Origin of the sequence: Empedobacter sp. R132-2 (assembly GCF_030324375.1) — a bacterium.
GTDB lineage: Bacteria > Bacteroidota > Bacteroidia > Flavobacteriales > Weeksellaceae > Empedobacter > Empedobacter falsenii_B.
This window is the reverse complement of sequence record NZ_JACAGG010000006.1, coordinates 17,377-37,266: the sequence shown is the minus strand read 5'-3', so window position 1 is coordinate 37,266 and position 19,890 is coordinate 17,377. Positions and strand designations below refer to the sequence as shown.

Annotated in this window: 12 protein-coding genes; 9 read left to right on the top strand and 3 right to left on the bottom strand. The window is 30.9% G+C overall.

Translation table 11 applies throughout. The features are described from left to right. Nucleotides 1-90: 90 nt before the first annotated feature. Entirely contained in the window at nt 91-3,474 is a 3,384-nt protein-coding gene (locus HXZ69_RS05070; protein ID WP_286495257.1) for a DUF8818 domain-containing protein, read from the top strand. Nucleotides 3,475-3,517: 43 nt separating this feature from the next. Here the strand turns inward: HXZ69_RS05070 and HXZ69_RS05065 are convergent, their stop codons facing one another. The 3 genes from HXZ69_RS05065 to HXZ69_RS05055 all read right to left on the bottom strand — a co-directional run bounded on the left by HXZ69_RS05065 (nt 3,518) and on the right by HXZ69_RS05055 (nt 10,801). Then, on the bottom strand, nt 3,518-5,881 hold the full coding sequence (locus HXZ69_RS05065; protein WP_286495256.1) for a TonB-dependent receptor: 2,364 nt from the start codon (nt 5,879-5,881) through the stop codon (nt 3,518-3,520). A gap of 129 nt (nt 5,882-6,010) precedes the next feature. Next, nucleotides 6,011-8,365 (bottom strand): alpha-2-macroglobulin family protein, encoded by a 2,355-nt coding sequence (locus HXZ69_RS05060; protein WP_286495255.1) that lies wholly within the window; start codon nt 8,363-8,365, stop codon nt 6,011-6,013. Nucleotides 8,366-8,590: 225 nt separating this feature from the next. Beyond that, nucleotides 8,591-10,801 carry an NADP-dependent isocitrate dehydrogenase gene (locus tag HXZ69_RS05055; protein WP_286495253.1) on the bottom strand — a complete coding sequence of 737 codons (2,211 nt, stop codon included), beginning with the start codon at nt 10,799-10,801 and terminating at the stop codon, nt 8,591-8,593. A gap of 352 nt (nt 10,802-11,153) precedes the next feature. On the opposite strand from HXZ69_RS05055, the gene HXZ69_RS05050 reads away from it, so the two are divergent. The 8 genes from HXZ69_RS05050 (at nt 11,154) to HXZ69_RS05015 (ending at nt 19,861) form a co-directional block, all read left to right on the top strand. Next, nucleotides 11,154-12,101, top strand: a complete 948-nt coding sequence (locus HXZ69_RS05050) for an endonuclease/exonuclease/phosphatase family protein (RefSeq protein WP_286495252.1) — start codon at nt 11,154-11,156, stop codon at nt 12,099-12,101. 27 nt (nt 12,102-12,128) lie between these two features. Next, nucleotides 12,129-12,602: an Lrp/AsnC ligand binding domain-containing protein gene (locus tag HXZ69_RS05045; protein ID WP_180905762.1), complete on the top strand. Its 474-nt coding sequence runs from the start codon at nt 12,129-12,131 to the stop codon at nt 12,600-12,602. Between the two features lie 9 nt (nt 12,603-12,611). Next, on the top strand, nt 12,612-13,355 hold the full coding sequence (deoC, locus tag HXZ69_RS05040; protein ID WP_171623290.1) for a deoxyribose-phosphate aldolase: 744 nt from the start codon (nt 12,612-12,614) through the stop codon (nt 13,353-13,355). 228 nt (nt 13,356-13,583) lie between these two features. Beyond that, nucleotides 13,584-14,447: a helix-turn-helix domain-containing protein gene (locus HXZ69_RS05035; protein ID WP_286495251.1), complete on the top strand. Its 864-nt coding sequence runs from the start codon at nt 13,584-13,586 to the stop codon at nt 14,445-14,447. A gap of 168 nt (nt 14,448-14,615) precedes the next feature. Then, on the top strand, nt 14,616-15,170 hold the full coding sequence (locus HXZ69_RS05030) for a hypothetical protein (protein ID WP_286495250.1): 555 nt from the start codon (nt 14,616-14,618) through the stop codon (nt 15,168-15,170). Between the two features lie 49 nt (nt 15,171-15,219). Next, nucleotides 15,220-16,026 (top strand): fimbrial biogenesis chaperone, encoded by an 807-nt coding sequence (locus HXZ69_RS05025; RefSeq protein WP_286495249.1) that lies wholly within the window; start codon nt 15,220-15,222, stop codon nt 16,024-16,026. Further along, on the top strand, nt 16,016-17,041 hold the full coding sequence (locus tag HXZ69_RS05020; RefSeq protein WP_286495248.1) for a hypothetical protein: 1,026 nt from the start codon (nt 16,016-16,018) through the stop codon (nt 17,039-17,041). The genes HXZ69_RS05025 and HXZ69_RS05020 overlap by 11 nt, the downstream gene beginning before the upstream one ends. 102 nt (nt 17,042-17,143) lie before the next feature. Then, complete coding sequence (locus HXZ69_RS05015; RefSeq protein WP_286495247.1) at nt 17,144-19,861, top strand: COG1470 family protein; 2,718 nt, start codon at nt 17,144-17,146, stop codon at nt 19,859-19,861. Nucleotides 19,862-19,890 lie beyond the last annotated feature (29 nt).

Here is a 19,890-nt window from a genome sequence, read left to right as displayed (position 1 = left end):
AATTTCGAGTAAAATTTTTAGCTTAAATTTTCGTTATTCTAATAAAATCTTTTGCAGTTTCGGATTCTATTTTTTCTATGTTTTTGGTTAGTGAACAGTTTTGTTTTTGCTCAACATTTTGGGTGGAAAAATCCTAATTTTAGACAAGATTCTGTTCAACTTTCTGATACGATAAAGCTGAAAAATAAAGGAATTTTATCCGAAAAATTTCAAGTTTTAGATTCGACAGGAAATCCAATTTCAAAAAAATTTTATACGATAAATTTCGAACGAAACGAAGTTTATTTCAATTCTTCAATCGCCAAACAAATGGTGAAAATTCAGTATTTTGTTAATCCAAAATTAGCCGAATCTGTTTTCTATGCAAAAAATCCGAATATCATTGTCAACGATGCAAAACCAGTTGATATTTTTCATCAAATAGAACCGAATTCTAAACAAGCGAACAAAGATGTTTTTGATGGTTTGAATAGCAAAGGATCAATGGTTCGTGGAATTCGTTTTGGAAACAATCAAAGTGCGTCTGTGCAATCTTCGTTGGATTTGGAATTGTCTGGGAAATTATCGGATGATATTACGGTAAATGCGGCGATTGCGGATAATAATGTGCCAATAGAATCGGATGGATACACGCAAAATTTGCAAGAATTTGACAAAGTTTACATCGAATTAGCGAGCAAAAATTCAAAAATTCGAGCTGGTCATATTGATATTAATACAAATCAAGAAAGAGATTTTTTCAATCCATTCAATCAAAAAGTAACAGGATTACAATTATCAACTCAGTTGAAAGGCGAAAAATCGTCGACCAATATTTTTGCTTCGGGAAGTATTACACGAGGTGAATTTATGCGCGTTAATTTTGTTGGACAAGACGGAAATCAAGGTCCTTACAGGCTTTCTGGAAAAAATAATGAATTGTATGTGATTATTATTTCGGGAAGTGAAAAAGTTTATATTGATGGCGTTTTATTGGAACGAGGCGAGCAAAATGATTATGTGATTAATTACAATACGGGCGAAATTTCTTTTACTTCAAATCGATTGATTACCGCAAATACGCGCATTAATGTGGAATATTTGTACAATTCTCGAAATTATTCGCAAGTTTTGCTTTATGGCGGCGCTGAATACGAATCGGAACGATTAAAATTGTCAGGTTTTTTCTTTTCTCAAGGAGATTCGAAAAATAATTCACTTGGAAATGATTTGACAGATACTGAAAAGCAAATTTTAGCAAATGCAGGAAATGATCCAGATAAAATGTACACCGTTTCTGCTGAAAAAACGACTTATGATTCGAATAAAATATTGTATCGAAAAGTAAATCAAAATGGTTTAGATATTTTTGAATATTCGACAGATCCAAACGATGAATTGTATCAAGTGGCTTTCACGTATGTTGGTGTGAATCAAGGAAGTTATCGACAAATAAATGCGAATCAAAACGGAAAAGTTTTTCAGTATAATGAAGCAATTGCTGGCGTTTTACAAGGTGATTATGAACCAATAAAGCAATTAATTTCGCCTAAAAAATTGCAGATTTATACGTTGAATGGTCAATATCAATTGAAAAATAATGGAAATGTTGGTTTTAATTTAGGTTTGAGTAATTATGACCAGAATTTATTTTCATCGATTGATGATCAAAACAATTCTGGTTTAGCAACTCGTGTTTATGGTGAAAAAACATTTTCTTTCAAAAATTGGAAAATTACACCTTATGCAGAATGGAATTTTATCAACAAAAATTATAAAAGTGCCGAGCGTTTACGATCTGTTGAATTTGCACGAGATTTTAATTTGGATCAAGAATTAAGTGGCGTTAATCAGAATTTTATCACAGCGAAAATTAATTCATCTTGGAAAGAAAAATTTAATGCGCAATATAAATTCGATTATCTTGAAAATACTGGTTTGTACAAAGGTTTGAGAAATCAACTTGATGCGAATTACAAAACTGAAAAAGATGAAATTGTTGCGCAAGCAAATATTTTGTCAACAAAAGCAACGTTTCAAAATACCAATTTTGCACGTTATATGGTGGATGGAAAACGAAAAATTGGAAATAAATTTTGGGTTGGAGCAAGAGTTTGGGGCGAAAATAATGACATGGATGATTTGACAAAAAATCAAAAATCAGATTTGAGTTTTAAATGGAATGAATTTCAATTGAAAGGAGGTTTTGCAGATTCGATAGGTCATAAAATTGATTTGACGGTTTATCAACGTCAAGACGATTCGGTTCGTTTAGGAACTTGGCAAAATATTCAACAAAGTAAAGGCGCTATTTTAAATTCAACTTTAATTCAAAAACAAAATCATCAATTGAGTTTAAATTTCCATTATCGACGAGTTAATTATCAATTTTTAGATGCGCCGAACGAAGATTTTATGACAGGAAGCGTAAAGTGGTACAAAGCTTTTTTCAATCAAGGTTTACAGTTAAATGTAGATTATGAAGTGGGAAGTGGAGTAGAACCGCAGCGTGAATTTCAGTACGTAAAAGTTTCGGATGGAATGGGAATTTACAAATGGACGGATTATAACGGAGATGGAATTGAGCAAATTGATGAGTTTGAAGTGGCAGAATTTATTGATCAGGCAAATTATATTCGCGTTTATACAAACACAATCGAGTATCTGAAAACGAATAAAAATCAATTCAATTTTACGTTGCGTTTTCGTCCAAAACAAGTTTTCAATACCGAAAATGAATTTTGGAATCGTTGGATGTTTCAACAAAATATCTCGGCAAGTAATTCGTTACGCAAAGAAGGAACGACTTTGGAATGGAATCCTTTTACGAATTCGGCTCAAATTTTAGGCAAAGCAAGAAGTATTCGTTCATCGATTTTCTTTAATCAAGGAACACAATATAAATGGTCGTCGAATTTTATTTACAATCAACAACAATCCCAAACGTATGTTTATACAGGTTCTGAATATCGTGATTCGGACAGTTATTTGTTGCAAACGCGTTATAAGATTTTGCAAGATTTAATCGCAAGTTTCGATACCGAATATATGGTAATAAAGAGCAATTCAGAGTTATTTTTGAGTAGACGATACAAGTTAAATAATCTTCGTTTATCACCAAAAATGACGTATCAAACAGAAAAAAATCTTGTTGCGTCATTGTTTTATAATTATCAAAATAAGAAGAATGTTTCAGGTGAAGAGCAATTAAATCAGTCGGATTTGGGAACAGAAATTCAATGGAACAGTTCGGATAAAATGAGTTTGTTGGGAAGTTTTAGTTTTATCAACAATAAATTTATCGGAAACCAAGAATCTGTTGTTGGAAATCAAATGATGGAAGGTTTGCGCGCTGGAAATAATTTTGTTTGGCAGTTGCAAATTCAACGACAAATTACAAGTTTTTTGCAATTGAATATTTCGTATGATGGACGAAAAACCGAAGAAAATAAACCAATACATACGGGAAGTGTGCAAGTGCAGGCGAGGTTTTAAAATAATAAAAGACGATTTTTAAAATCGTCTTTTATTATTTTTTTTACATTCTATTTACTTCATCTTGATTTCCGGTTTCGCGATTTTTTACTGATAATTTATTACTTCCGAATTTATAATTCAGTCCAATTCTAATGCTTTGCGAATCCCACACATTCGCAAAAGTTTGTACGATTCCATTGTTATTTTGCGATAAATATTCTTGCGCTTTGAAAATATCTGTAGCATTCAAACTCAATTCTAATTTTTTATCTAACATCAAATATTTGAAAGAAAGATTGAAACGTGCATAAGGTTTTAGTTTATAATTTTGGAAAGTTTCTCCAAAATTTTGAAAATAAATCAAGTTAATAAACATTGTTTTTTGTTGATTAAGCGTAAAATCATTTGTCGAAAATAATGAACTCGACCAACCTTTGAATCGCTTAGAAGAAATTGCAACATTTGAGCTCGAATAAGAAACTTCAAAAGTAGTAACGCTTGACCACCATTTTGTAGGATTTATTGTCATATTTTGGCTCAAACCAAAGCTATCCGAATCTACAAAATTCATCCAAACAAAAGTATTATGTTTTGTGCTCTCATCAATGATTGAAGCTTGATTGACACCATCTCTCAAACTTGAATAATAAAGTCGCGTATCAAATTTTTTGTAAGTAAAAGTAAGTTCTAAATTGTGTGTAAAAGCTGGTTTCAAGAAAGGACTTCCTTCGTTGTAAACATATTCGTTTTGTATCATTCGAAAAGGATTTAAACTTTCGTAATTTGGGCGATTGATACGACGCGAATAATTAATTCCTAAACTTTTGCTTTTATCAAAAGTATGCAACAAATAAAATGACGGAAACAATTTGATATAATCTGTTTTGTTCGTTTGATTATTTTCTCTCGAAAAACCTTCTGTTTGCGTTGCTTCTAATCTCAAACCGGCTTGCATCTGCCATTTTTCTCCAAAATTTTTACTTCCGTTCAAATAAATTGCTTCGTTATTTTCTTTGTATTTGAAAAGATTCGACAAATTTTCATCAAATGTATAGTTGTAATTTTCGTCTGCTTTATATGCTTCAACCAAATTATTTGATTTTGATTGCGAAAATTTAGCTCCGAAACTCCAATTGAAATTTGTTAAAGGAAGCTCTACATCAATTTTTGACGAAAAATTCTCAATTCGATTGTTTAAATTACTTTTTCCACCAAAAAAAGAATCTTCTATTAACTGATTATTTTTGTAAGAATTGGTTGCGTAAGTTCTATTCATTGGAGATGAATAATTGGCGTAATCGGCATCAAACGAAATCTTTTTACCTAATGAATCAAGTGCAAATTCTGAATAAAGATTGACCAAAGGTTGATTTGTTTTACCATTTTCGAATGAATTTCCTTTATTTGTTTGATAAATTTCGTTCGCTAAATTCTTGAAAAACATTTCTTGTGGATTTTCTGAATTATATTTCGAATTGTTGAACGAAAATTTAGAACCAATTGTCCATTTATTGGTTAATTTATAATCAACAGAGAATCGTCCTCCAAGATATTTATTAATATAATCTGTGTAAGAAATGTTATGTCTGCGCGCATCAGAGAAAAATAATTCGTTGTTCCATGTTCTTAGAAATCTTCTATCTCCAGCATTCAACGAAGTCTGAATTGTCCATTTATCTTTTTGTAAATTGTAAGCTGCATTGTAGCGTTCTGTGTTTCTTTTACTTCGCGTATATGATGTTCCAATAGTGGAATTCCAGCTATTATTTTTTATTTTTTTGGTTACAATATTTACAATTCCACTATTTCCTTCTGCCTCATATTTTGCAGGCGGAGTCGTAATGACTTCAATTTTTGAAATATCAGAAGCGCTCATACTTTCCAAATAATTAATCAAATCCGTTTGTGACATATAAGTTGGTTTGTCATCAATCAAAACCATTACAGAATTTTTTCCAGAAACCGCAATATTGTCATTTGTTACATTCAAACCAGGAGTAACGCGTAAAACATCCATCGCAGTTCCGCCAGCAGCTGAAGTAGAATTTTCTACATTGAAAACAAAACGATCGATTTTTCGTTCCATGATTTTCTTTTCTGCTCCAACGACAACTTCTTTCAAGTTTGTAGATGTTTTAATTTCAATCTTTCCTAAATCGATAGAATTATTCAATTGAATATCTTTCTGAAAAACAATTTCTTCAAAATAGTTTATTTCAAATTTGTACGTATTTTTATTTGCTTCAATGGAGAATTTTCCACGCTCATCTGTTGTTAAATTGATAATTGTGTCTTGATTAGATAAGGTTATATCAACATAAGGAAGCGCATTGTTTTGCTCCATAACTTCGCCTGTTAGAGTATAATTTTGAGCAAATAGAAAACTTGAGCTAAATAAAATGATAAGTTGAATAAATGTTTTCATGTTGAATTAATTTTAAACAAATATTCTCCAAATCGATTCTTTTTGAACTTTAAAATCGACAAACCCTACTATATTATCGACGAATTTGATTAAAATAAAAAACCTCGAGAATCTCTCGAGGTTTTTGATTTAATTTATTTTTCCTTCATAATAAACAGGATTTCCTTTTTCATCGAAACCAATTATAGTTAATTGATAATCTTTTGGTTTATCGTTGTTGAAATATTCTATTTCTGTGTCTTCTCCTGGAGCTGTATACAAATTAGGATTCCAAAATAAAGTACTTCTTATGTCATTCGGAACATCGTTGTAAAGCGATTCGTAATCATCATTGTTAAAATATGGAAGGGATTGATTATAACCACCAATTTGAATTAAATTATTAGGTAACATAGGCGTGTTATCAACTGGCGCATCACTTCCTCGTTTAGAGTAAATTGCAATTGCATTACCAAGTAAACCAGCGCCTTTGAAAATTTTTACCATCGCAATATCTCTAGGATTAATACTAGTTAAATTATCTGAAGTCATTTTCATTTCGTTCCAATAAATTGCAACTTCAGAATTTCTAATTTTTGGAACTCCGTTAGAAACCGTTAATCCTGCAACTCGTCCAGCTAAAAAGTCCATAATATTTGTATAACCTTCTATTGGCTGAGATTCGTTTACGAAATCTATCACAGTTTCGTTTATGTTATTGAACATTCCGCTACTTAATTCATTGTTCAGCTTCTCAGTTTTCGATTTTTTATCCGCTTTTACAACAACTTCTTTCAGACGAATACTTTTATCATTGATGATTTTGATGTTCTGTTTATACGTATTCTGCTTCTCGACTTCTTCTTTATTCGTAATTTCTTCTAATAAATAAGGCGTTGCAGGCAATTTGGATTTATAACTTGTACTTTTATAATTTGGCACAACAGATAAAGTTAAAGTTCCGTTGTTGGCAGATTTTCCATTTTCCGAATTCAAGAAATAATTCATCGCCATTGGCCCATAATAAAACAAATTATTCATCTCGAAGTTTCCTTCATAATCAGTATCAAGCGTTGCAAATTCTTTTCCATTATTCTGCATTTTATAAATAATACTCAACGAAGCATTGCTCAATTCTCTCCCGTTATTATATGCTTTCACTTTGTAGGAAAGATATCTACGATCGTTGTCAATAGTAGGTTTTACGATATTTCCAACCACTAAATCTTCCCAATTAAATCTTTTCCATTTTTCTGTTATTAAAAGCGCATCCAGATTTTCTGAGAATTCATTATTTTTAAAATATTGTGTAGGATGATTAATTTTCGAACTAAAATCTCGCGTCAATAACATTGCAGAAATTAAATTGTCTTCATCATTATTTTTTTGATCTTTGATAACAGCCGAAAAATTAATTTCTTCAGGATATTTTACCTTAATTGTGTTTAATTCTCGTGGATTAGCCGTTGTTTCGAAAGAAATTTCAGGTTTTTTGTACGATTCTTTTGGATTGATAAATATCAAACGATGAGCAACCTGAATATCATTTGCATCAAAAATGGCAATGTTCAAAATACCTTTGTCATTGTCTAAAACCTCTTTTGGAACATAAGTTGAAACCGATTCCACACTTTTTACAATTTGAGAACTCATTACAAGTTCATTATTAATTGTTCCAATAATTTTATGATTCAATAAAGGATTTTCTTGATTGATGCTTTTTAATTGGATCACAATGTCTTTGCTATTTCGAACAACTTTCATCAGAATCCCATTTTTTTTAGCTTCAGGTAAATCAATAATTTGTTGATTTCCTTTTTCGTCATTTAATTGTACTTGATAAGATTTGCCTTCTTCTGCTCTCAACGCAAAAGTCGCAACGTTTTCATCTAGATTATCAAATGTTGTAATTTTATTGGTAGGATTATTTTTCTCGAATACAAAACCATTCCATTTTTTTGGTAAATCTCCGTCCGATTTTAATCTTACAGCAAATTTAGTTGTCTGATTTTGAATGAAATTTCCACCTTCAGCAAAAGCTTTTGCATTCCATTTTAAATTTGGATTTGGAACAAGTTTTAATTTAGAATTTGGATTATAAATCTTGACTTGATTGATATGTTGAAATTCTTCTGAGAAGAAAGTCATGTACGTTGTGTAGGCTCTTACAAAGTAAATTCCTTCTTCGTTTTCGTTTTTGGTATTCAGTGTTCCGTCACTTTCACCGTTCACAATCGGAACCAATTTTCGGTCGATTAATTTTTTGTCTTTATCGTATAATTCAACAATAAGATTTGTAGAAATTAAGCTTGGTTTGTAGCCATTTAATGTATAAGCTTTGAACCAAATATTATCTCCAGCAATGTAATCTTCCTTATCAAATAATAAATAAACTTTTTCTTGAGCGTAATTTGTATCCAGACTTTTTATAGCCGTTTCCAATTTTGATTGCGCAAAAGTTGTAATCGAGCAAAAGTATAATGCGAGTAAATAAATATATTTCATGCGAGAATGATTAATCTAATAGAATGAATTTGAATTCTTAAAATTATCATTATTTAGATGATTTTCATTCATACTTTTTATTAAAATTTATCATAACTTTTGATTGAATGACGATTTTTCTTCTCGAATAATGTTAATTTTTGTTAATGAATTTAATTAAAAGACTTTAACAAAAAAACCTCGAGAATTTCTCGAGGTTTTGATTTATAAAGAAATGTTGTTGGATTAAATTCCGTCAACAATTGCATTTAATGTTGCAGATGGACGCATTGCAGCAGTTGTTTTAGCAAAATCTGCTTTGTAGTAACCACCAATATCTTGAGGTTTACCTTGTGCACCAATTAACTCTTCGTTAATTTTTGTTTCGTTTTCTTCCATAGCTTTTGCAACAGGAGCAAATTTAGCAGCTAAATCAGCATCTTTTGTTTGATTTGCTAATGCTTCTGCCCAGTACATTGCTAAGTAAAAGTGAGAACCACGGTTATCGATAGTTCCTAATTTACGACCTGGAGATTTGTCAGTTGCTAAGAATTTAGCATTTGCTTCGTCTAAAGCATCAGCTAAAGTTTGAGCTTTTGCATTTCCTTGTGTTTGAGAAACGTGCTCTAAAGAAGCTTGTAATGCTAAGAATTCACCTAAAGAATCCCAACGTAAGTAACCTTCTTCTACGAATTGTTCGATGTGTTTTGGAGCAGATCCTCCCGCACCAGTTTCGAATAATCCACCTCCGTTCATTAATGGAACGATAGATAGCATTTTAGCAGAAGTTCCTAATTCTAAAATTGGGAATAAATCTGTTAAGTAGTCACGTAAAACGTTACCAGAAACAGAAATAGTATCTTTTCCTTCTCTTGCACGGCTTAAAGTTTCTTTCATAGCATCTTTAACGTCCATGATACGAATATCTAAACCTGTTGTATCGTGATCAGCTAAGTATTTTTCAACTTTTTTGATGATTTGTTGATCGTGAGCTCTTCCTTTATCTAACCAGAAAATTGCTGGAGTATCAGATAAACGAGATCTGTTAACCGCTAATTTAACCCAGTCTTGAATAGGAGCGTCTTTAGTTTGAGACATTCTGAAAATATCAGAAGTTTCAACTTTTTGCTCTAATAAAGTGTTTCCGTTTGCGTCTTCAACTTTGATTGTTCCGTTTGCAGGAGCTTGGAAAGTTTTGTCGTGAGAACCATATTCTTCCGCTTTTTGAGCCATTAATCCAACATTAGGAACAGAGCCCATAGTTGTAGGATCTAAAGCACCGTTTGCTTTCATATCGTCTACAACAGCTTCGTAGAAACCAGCGTAAGAACGGTCAGGGATAATCGCTACAGTATCTTCTTCAGCACCATCTTTGTTCCACATTTTACCTCCGTTTCTTACCAATGCAGCCATAGATGCATCAACAATAATATCAGAAGGAACGTGGAAGTTAGTAATTCCTTTATCAGAATTCACCATTGCTACACGTGGTCCGTTTGCTAAATCAGCTTCAATTGCAGCTTTGATTTCTGCTTCTTGTGCATGACCTTTGATTTTTTCGAATAAATCAGCTAAACCGTTGTTTGGATTAATATCTAATGCTTTGAAAGTATCAGCATATTTTACGAAAACATCTTTAAAGAAAGTTTCAACGATAGCTCCAAAAATAACTGGATCAGAAACTTTCATCATTGTTGCTTTTAAGTGAGCAGACAATAATACGTTTTTGTCTTTTGCTTCTTGAATAGCTTCTTGAACAAATGATCTTAAAGAGTTTAAGTTCATTACAGAAGAATCAATTACTTCTCCAGCTTTTAAAGGTGCTGCTGATTTTAATTCTTGAACAGAACCATCTTCTCCGTAAAATTTGATTGTATATTCAGTTGCGTTTTCTAATGTAGTTGAATTTTCAGTACCATAGAAATCACCGGATTTCATGTAAGCAACTTCTGTTTTGCTGTCTGTAGCCCAAGCTCCCATTTTGTGAGGATTAGCTTTTGCATAGTTTTTAACAGCTTTCGGTGCACGACGGTCAGAGTTTCCTTCACGTAAAACTGGATTTACAGCAGAACCTAAAACTTTTCCGTATCTAGCTTTGATTGCTTTTTCATCTTCATTTTTTGGTTCAGCTGGATAATTTGGTACAGCAAAACCTTTCGCTTGCAATTCTGCAATTGCTTCGTCTAACTGAGGAACAGAAGCCGAAATATTAGGTAACTTAATGATATTTGCTTCCGGAGTAGTCGCCAAAGCTCCTAATTCTGCTAAAGCATCAGGAATTCTTTGTTCTTCTTTTAAGAATTCAGGGAAGTTAGCTAAAATACGTCCAGCTAAAGAAATATCTGGAACTTCGATTGTAATATCAGCTGTTTTCGTGAATCCTTGTACGATTGGCAAAAATGAGTGAGTTGCCAACATCGGAGCTTCATCCGTAAGTGTGTAATGAATTTTTGACATTATGTTTTAAATTTTTTTGAGACTATTTTAATAATAGTCAATTAAAAATACATCTTTTCAATTTTGAATGCAGATACTGCAAACTTTGCAAATATACAATATTTAGCAGATTAAGTTGACCATAAATCAATCATTTACACTAATTTTAGTATAATTTTTAACATGATTTTTGATAGGTCGTCAAGTTGATAATTTATTGAAAGAAAATTGTTCAAGTTGATAATTTTTGATTGATTTTTTTTTCAACTTCATGTATAAGTTGACTTTTGAGAAAATCGTCTTTTCAATTCTTCTTAAGAAACCAATTTTTATAAACTTAGTTTCTTTCTTAATTTTGCATAAAACAATTCTTTTGAAACAAAATTTAGCGACAATCGCATTTTATAATGTCGAAAATTTTTATTCTAAATCTTCAGACGAATCTTTTTTGCCCAGTAATTTTATCAAATGGAAAGATAATCGTTATGATACAAAGGTGAAAAAGATTGCATTCTGCATCTCTAAAATTGGAAAATTTGAAACAAATGAATTACCATGTTTGGTTGGTTTGGCTGAGGTTGAAAATGAAGAGGTTTTGCAAGATTTGATTCAAAATGATTTTTTGAAAGATGGTGATTATAAAACACTTTTATATAAATCATTAGACGAAAGAAAAATAAATGTTGGATTAATTTATCGTCAACAATTTTTTGAAGTTATAGAAAGCGAACCAATTAGATTTATCTTTAAAGATCAGTATGATACAAAATCTTATACACGAGATATTTTATATGTGAAAGGAAATTTAGTTGGCGAAATTATTCATATTTTTATTGTTCATTTGCCTTCTAAAATTGATAAAGAAGTCAATCAATTAAAACGTCAATATATTTTAAAAACGATTCGAAAAAGAATTAACGATTTGTTAACCGAAAATTATTCGGCAAAAATTGTTGTGATGGGAGATTTTAATGATGCTCCAACAAATTCTGACTTAATTGATGAATTGGATACTCGTTCTAAACAAGAAGAAATAAACAGAAACGAATTATTCAATCCAATGGTCAGTCTACAATCGTATAAAAGAGGTTCGATGATCTTTAAGAAACAATGGATGTTATTCGATCAACAGATTTTTTCGAAAGGATTTTTTACTTGTCAATCAAATTTAGAATATATAAAAACAGATATTTTTGATGCTGATTTTTTGAAGAATACAGGCGGAAAATCTACAGGTTCGCCATTCAGAACTTTTGTTGGCGGAAAATATTTCGGTGGATATAGCGATCATTTTCCCGTTTATACCATTTTAAAATATTAAATTTGTAGCAGTATAATTTAAGAATAGGTGAGAATCCACGAAAATGGTCAGGTTGAGATTGACGGAATCGATAAGTTGATTCTGAATGCCTTTATGGACAATGCTAACATGCCTGTTTCGCAATTAGCAAAAGAATTAGGTATATCAAATACGGCAGTTCATCAACGTATCAAGAAATTAGAAGCTTCTGGTGTGATTGATTCAACTAAAGTAATTGTAAATCCAACAATTTTAGGTTATTCAACGATGTCATTTGTTGGTGTTTTTATGGACAAACCTTCTTCTTATAAATTAGTTGTGAAAGCTTTGGAAGAGATTCCAGAAGTAGTGGAAGCTCATTTTACAACGGGAAATTACGGGATTTTCCTTAAAATTTTGAGTCGTGATAATCTACATTTAATGAATGTGTTGAACAAAAAAATTCAGCAAATTGATGGCGTTACACGTACAGAAACTATAATTTCGTTGGAGCAACCAATAGATAGACAAATAAAACTTTAATATACAAAGATGAATATTAATCAATATTTAGACTCGACGTATCTTAAAACACCTGAACAAGCAGGTATTTCGAATTCTGATACATTAGAGATGGTGCATAAGTTAGCACAAGAAGCTATTGATAATGATATCTATGCGGTAATGATTCGTCCTGATTATGTAAGATCAGTTCGTGAATTATTGGATGAGAAAAAATCGAATGTTGTTTTGGGAACTGTAATTGGTTTTCCTGAAGGGACTTACGATTTGAATGAAAAGTTGAGAGAAGCGCAAAAAGCAATTGCTGATGGAGCCGATGAATTAGATTTTGTAGTAAACTACGAAGCGTTCAAAAAAGGTGATAGCGATAAAGTAAAAGAAGAAGTAGAAGCTGCAACATTAGTCGCATTGCGTGAAGGTAAAGTTGTAAAATGGATTATCGAAACTGCTGCTTTAACAGATGAACAGATTGTTGCTATAACACAATTAATTCGTGATACTGTTTTAGAAAAAGCAGGTGAAGAAAAAGCATCAAAAGTTTTTGTAAAATCTTCTACAGGTTTTTATAAAACTGAAAATGGAGAACCAAATGGAGCAAATGAGCATGTTATTAAATTGATGCTTGAAAATTCAGGTTCGCTTCCAGTGAAAGCTTCTGGCGGAGTTCGCACAACAGAAGAAGCTGAAAAAATGATCACTTTAGGCGTGAAAAGAATTGGAACATCGTCTGCATTGGCGATTTTAAAAGGAGAGCAAGGAGCAAAAGGTTATTAGAAAATTTCTACATTATAATACATTTAAAAGTCTCAATATTTATTGAGACTTTTTTTTATTCATTAAAAATGAGCTTCCTTTTTTAGTTAATTTCTAAAAATACTTAAATAGCATATTGTATTTTATTATTTTTGGAGCCCTAAAATTATAACTTGATTTATATCAAGTGATTTGATTAAAAATGGTCCTAATTTTGCATTGATAACACTGATAAAATAGTATAGACGTATGTTGTGGAATAATCGAAATGTTTATAATAAGTTGATTTTTGATGTAGGTATAACTGCATTTGAATTGAATGATATCCTACATACAGAAAAATTGAGAAAAGAGTTATCTGTTGATGAGTATTTTGGAATAATCTGGTCTGGTTCTAAAAAATTTGTTCATAAAATAAATGGAAAAGAATATTCGATTCCTAAAAATCATTTTCTTTTTATAGCTCCCAATATCTCTCAAGAATTTGTGAAACAAACTACTCGTACTGATGCTTATTATATTGTTTTTAAACAAGAATTTTATTCAAAATCAATCGAAGAAAACTTGAAGTTAGAAAATTCTACACTTTTTTCGCGAGATATTATAAATATTGTTGAGAATACAATTTGTTCTGCTCCAATTTTTGAGGCTAATTATTTGCAATATTTCTTTACTGCATTCGAAAATGAATTAGATATGAAGCTTGCTCATAATCTCTTGGAACGTATTATTATCAATGGTCAAATGGAAACATTTGATATGCAAAGCCAATTTATACAAGATGATTTTGATGTAGAACTTGCGACAAAATTCAAAAAACTTTTGCAAGAAAATGTCAAGGAAAATAAACAAGTATCTTTTTACAGTGATAAACTTTTTATTACAAAAAGAAGGTTAGATAAAGCAACTCAAATCGTTTTTGGAAAAACAGCAAAAGAAATGATTGTTGAAGAATTGATGAAAAATGCAAAGATTTTATTAGTCAACTCAAAAATGTCAATAAAAAACATTGCGCTGGAACTCAATTTCCTTCAAGAAACCAATTTTACTGCGTTTTTTAAGAAAAACACGGGGATTTCTCCGACTAAATTCAGACAAAGTACTCCGAATTAAATAGTTAGAATTGTCGTTTTTCATCATCTTTTGGTATGATTTAATCTTTTAAGAACACAAAATAACTTCTACATTTGCATCGCATTTGAGAATAACCAATCTTAAATATATAAACTACCAGTTTATTTAACAAATATTTTTTAATAAATTTTTAACAAATTATAAATCATGAAAAAATTAGCATTTTTTTTAACAATTTTCTGTACATTAACTTCAGGATTAGCAATTGCACAAACTACTGCACAAGCCACATTGAACGTAGTACTTTACCCAATTCAAACAATTGTTATTGGTGGTGATAATACAGTTAATTTAGAGTATATATCTGAAAAAGATTATTTAAATGGTGTAACTGCAAAAATGGACAACCACTTAATTGTATATAGTACTGGTGGTTTTGCTGTTAAAGTAAAATCTGAAAATGAAAATTTAGAATATACATCTAAAGATGGTAAAACTCGAAAAATTAGAACAAATACAATTAACTTAAAAGCAAGCTTAGGAACGGGTAATATTTTAAATTCTTCAAAATTTAGTAGTGTAGTATTAGATAAATCAGATAAAAATCTGATTTCTAGTAATGTTGGTGGTACAAATTTAAAATTCAACGTTGCGTATAGTGGAAAAGGAAACAACGATTATGTAAACAAATATTACAATGTTGAGAAACCTAACACAAATATTTACACAACTACTGTAACTTATACAATAGAAGCACAATAATATAAAAAATAGGAAGTGATATTGAAAAATGTCACTTCTCTTTTTGCTTATGAAAGTTCTTCGTTTTTTAACAATCGTTTCTTTTTTAGCATTAATCGTTTCAACTAAGATTAGTGCACAATCAGGTATATCTGTAAGTCCACCAAGGACTTATTTTGCGTTAAATCCTGGTGAATCTGAGCGTAAAAAGATTATGGTAACCAATGTAAGTGATGTACATACATTAGAGTTGTCTGTTTCTTTTAATGATTGGAAGTATGATGAATTTGGAGGTAATGTTGTCTCTGAACCTAATACTTTACCAACAAGTAATGCAAACTGGATCACAGTTTTACCAAGTAATACATTTACACTTTTGCCAAAAGAATCAAAAGAAATAGAAGTTCTGATGCAAGTTCCAGAAAAGATAAATACAGAGAGTGTGCATACATCAATGATGTACATCACGCAAACAAATCCGATTGCTGGACAAAATAAAAGTGGAGAAAATATTAAAATCTCCATTCGTACAGGTGTCAAAATTTATCAACGATTAAATATTGCGCGTGATACAAATGTTGAGTTTACAAATTTTGTTTACGATAAAACTGAAAATCGTTTGGTGCTAAATATTTCGAATGATGGAAATATTTGGGGTGAAGGAACGATTACAAATGAAATCATTAACCAAGAAAATGGTCAACAAATAAAATTGCAAGATGCAGTTTTCTATAGTTTACCAACTGATAAAAGAATTGTATATATACCATTGCCAAAGGATTTGCCAAAAGGCTCGTATATTGTTACCTCAACTTTAAGTTTTGAGAAAGATGATCAATTGAAAATTGCTGAATTGACGTTCTCAAATGATAAATAATAATTTGTTTCAGAAAATAGTTTCAACAATTACAGTATTGTTGACAATGGCAGTTTCTGCTCAGTTTACGTTAAATGCTCATAATAAAGGTTGGGTGTTAGTGAATGGAAGTAATGGAGTTACGACGGCTAATGTTGTGGTTGTAGAAATGCACATGTCTGGTGCTTTAAATTATAAAAATTGGTCTTTAGTTGCGCGTGTTGTTTCGCCTATTGTAAATTCTGAGAAAAAAGAATTTCCTGTCGAAAAACTGAAGCTAAAATTTAATAATTATACAACTTCTCAATATTATTCAGAGAATTATCCTACACTAAATCAATTAGGAGTTATTCAGAATAATATCGCGATGAGTTTTTCTCCAAATTATTTTATTCGAAATTCTCCTTTAACAATAGCAACACCAGCAGGAAAATATGGAGCAATTGTCTTGAATTATGATATTGTGATTGATGCAGGAACATATCTAAATGCTCTAAAATCATGGAACAATTATCCAATTCAATTCGAGTTTTCTTTATTGAATGAATTTGGAACCCTGATTGGTAAAAGTCTTTTTCCGATTGTAATGCAAATTAGTCCAAACGGAAATTACGAATCAGCTCCGACGTTTTCTATTGCGGTCGATGGTTCTGCTGTAAATGGAGAATTGGTTTTCAATACAATACAAGATTATAGAAATGGTGTGAAGAAAGAATATCAAAATGGCTTAATTGTTTCTTCTGATACAGCTTACGATATTCAAGTTTCGTCGATTAATCAATATTTACAATCAAGTGATGCGCAGAATTTGGAATTAAATTCAATCAATGTTCAGATAAAAGACATCGAAACAAATAATCTTTCTAAGGTTATAAAACTTTCGAATTACAATCAATCATTGATGACGAATAGTTCTAAAACAGCTTCAAAAAAGTATAATATTATTTATTCTACAACTCCGTCGGATAATAAAATTTTGAATAGCAAACCGGGGAATTATTCAACTTCTTTGTTGTACACGATTACACCTTTGTAAAACAATATGTTCTTTTCAATCAATTATTTTCGGAGCGTATTTTTTATTCTGCTTATGCTTGTTAGCGGACAAAACTTACGTGCTCAAACAATAAATAACGGATTGAAATTTAGTACAATAAAAGAAGTTAAATTAGAAGATAGCAACAACTTTTCTGTTATTCTTCAATTAGAAAATACAACCAATGATACGATAAATGCTCGTCTGGCACTTAAAATCCCTTCGGCTATAAAATCGTATTCGCAAGATAATCTTCAAATAAAAATCAATCCAAACAAGAAGGCTTTTATTCCTATGCAATTTACGGTGAGTAAATCGCAAATGGCTGGAAAATTAGATTTAGAATTCAGTATTATTGATTTTTTAAGTAAAAAAGAAATAGGAAAATCTGTTACTTCAGTTGTTGTTTTGCAAAAGAGAAACATCAAAATTTTTCCTGTCCAGAGTAATATTTTTTACCGTCAAGAAGGAGATTCTATTCATTATGAATTAAAAGTAATGAATATGGGAAATCAAGCCGAAGAAATTTTGTTAACCAATGTACTTCCTGATTTCAGAGGAAGTTATACTTATAATAACAAACGACTTATAGTTGAAGCTTTTCAAGAAAAAATTGTTCGATTTTCTAAATATGTCGACCGAGATATGATGAAAATTGAAAGTTTTCAGGCAAATGTTTCGGGTTATACAACGACCAAAGATTTTGCAGGAAATGTGTTTTTTACGATACAGAATGCAAGTTCCAATCGTGTGTATATAGATCCAACAATGCTAAATCAGAATTGGACCAATTTTTCTTCAAATTATGTTCGATTAACTGCTCGCGATATTAATTCTGCTAATGCGAATTATAACTTAATGGCTCATCAAGAATTTTCGGTTGGGTTGAATGAATTTGCATATAATATTAATGGAACAACTTGGAATAAGAATCAAGACATGGTTTTGACAGATTCTTGGGTGAAATATCAACGCAAAGACAAAGGAATTTTAATCGGATCAATCAATAACAACGATTTTGATATTCCAGTTAACGGACGAGGAGTGATGTTGTTTAATAATTATGATAAGAATGATAACCGAATTGTAGTCGGAACGGTCGAAAAAAATTATAATTTATTAGATGATTTGACGAACGATGTTTTCAAGAATAGCAACACAACTTTTGCGAATGGACGATTTTTAATAAAAGATAAAAACGAATTAGAAACAACAGCTTTGTTTGATAGAACTTATTCTACAACGAACTTTATTTTGACAAATGGTTACAAATGGGTTACACCAAATAAGTGGAATCATTCAGTGAAATTTGGGTATGGTTTATCAAAATTTAAAGAGACGAACAATGTCGAAAACTCGATGTCGATTTCTGCAAATGTTTCTGGAACAATAGGCAAATTTGATTTTTATAGTTCCAATTATTACAGCTCAGGATATTATCCGGGGACACGACGTGGAGCATTGTATCTTAATCAGCGTTTTCAACGAACGTTTTCTAAATTTTCGTTGTGGTCTTCGTTAACGGTTACCAATAACAATCCGAAATCTATCGATCCATATTTGATGAATTATACAAAAGCGAATGAGTCGAAAGCGTTACGTTTTGAGACGGGTATATCATTCAAATTGGCAAGTCATTTTAATGTTTCGATTTCTCCTAAATTGAATTTAGAAAAATCAAATATTCTGAATTATGAGACGTTTAAGTATATGCCGATGGACTTTAAATCAGCTTATTTGAACGGAACATTTACGTGGTTGTCTAATTCTCGTGTGCATCAGTTGGTGTTGAATGCTTTGGGAGGATTTTCTGAACTAAAAGAATTGAGAAATGCTGATCCAATTGTTTATGGACAATTAACGTGGAGTGTTAAAAACTTTCAGTTAAACTCAATTTATCAAAGAGGAAGTATGATGATTGCAGAAGTTTATTCGATGAATAATTTAAATCATCAATTAGAACGTTTTACAAATTCGGCGAGTTTTCGTCAAAGCTTTTTTCAAAAAAAATTGAATACAGCAGTTTCTACTTATTATAATATTGACAAAAATTTTGGAAATACTCTAACTTTTGGAGCTTCTTTAGATTATCAACCCATTGATAATTTTATTGTGAGTACACAAGCTAATTTTAGTCATTATGATTCGAAAACTTTTAACAACAAACAAACTTATTTGCAGGTTGGTGTTCAATATAATTTGCCTGCGAAACGCACTGTGACAGATGTAAAAGACGGAACATTGAATTTGTTTGTGTTTTATGATTACAATGCAAATGGTATTTTTGATGAAGGTGATAAAGTGGCTGATAGTCGTAATGTAAAGATAAATGAAACTAACTTTATTACAGATTTGGAAGGTAATATCAAGTATAAAAAAGTTCCTTATGGTAATTATATAATCAAACTTCCTGGACAAAAATGGTTTGCACAAGATTTCGCGGTTAATATCAATGCGAAAACGACTTCTATTTCTATTCCAATGCAACAAACTGGTATTGTGAGAGGAAAAGTTGAGTATGAATTATCTTCAAATTTGGAGTATCAGGTTTCGGCAAATTTATTCGGATTTACATTGATTTTTAATCACGAAAATGGACAGGTTTTTACAGTTAAAACAAATGATAGAGGTGAATATACAGCTTTTTTACCTGTCGGAAATTATACGTTTCATCTTGTAGAAAATAGTTTACCAGAACATGTTTATGCAAAAACATATTTGAATAAAGTAACGGTAGAAAAGGAACAAAATACAGAATATGAACCGCTTATTTTGAAAATTAAGGAGCGAAAAGTTAACATCAAACGTTTTGGTAGTTAATGGATATTTTGATTTACTTAGCATCAAAA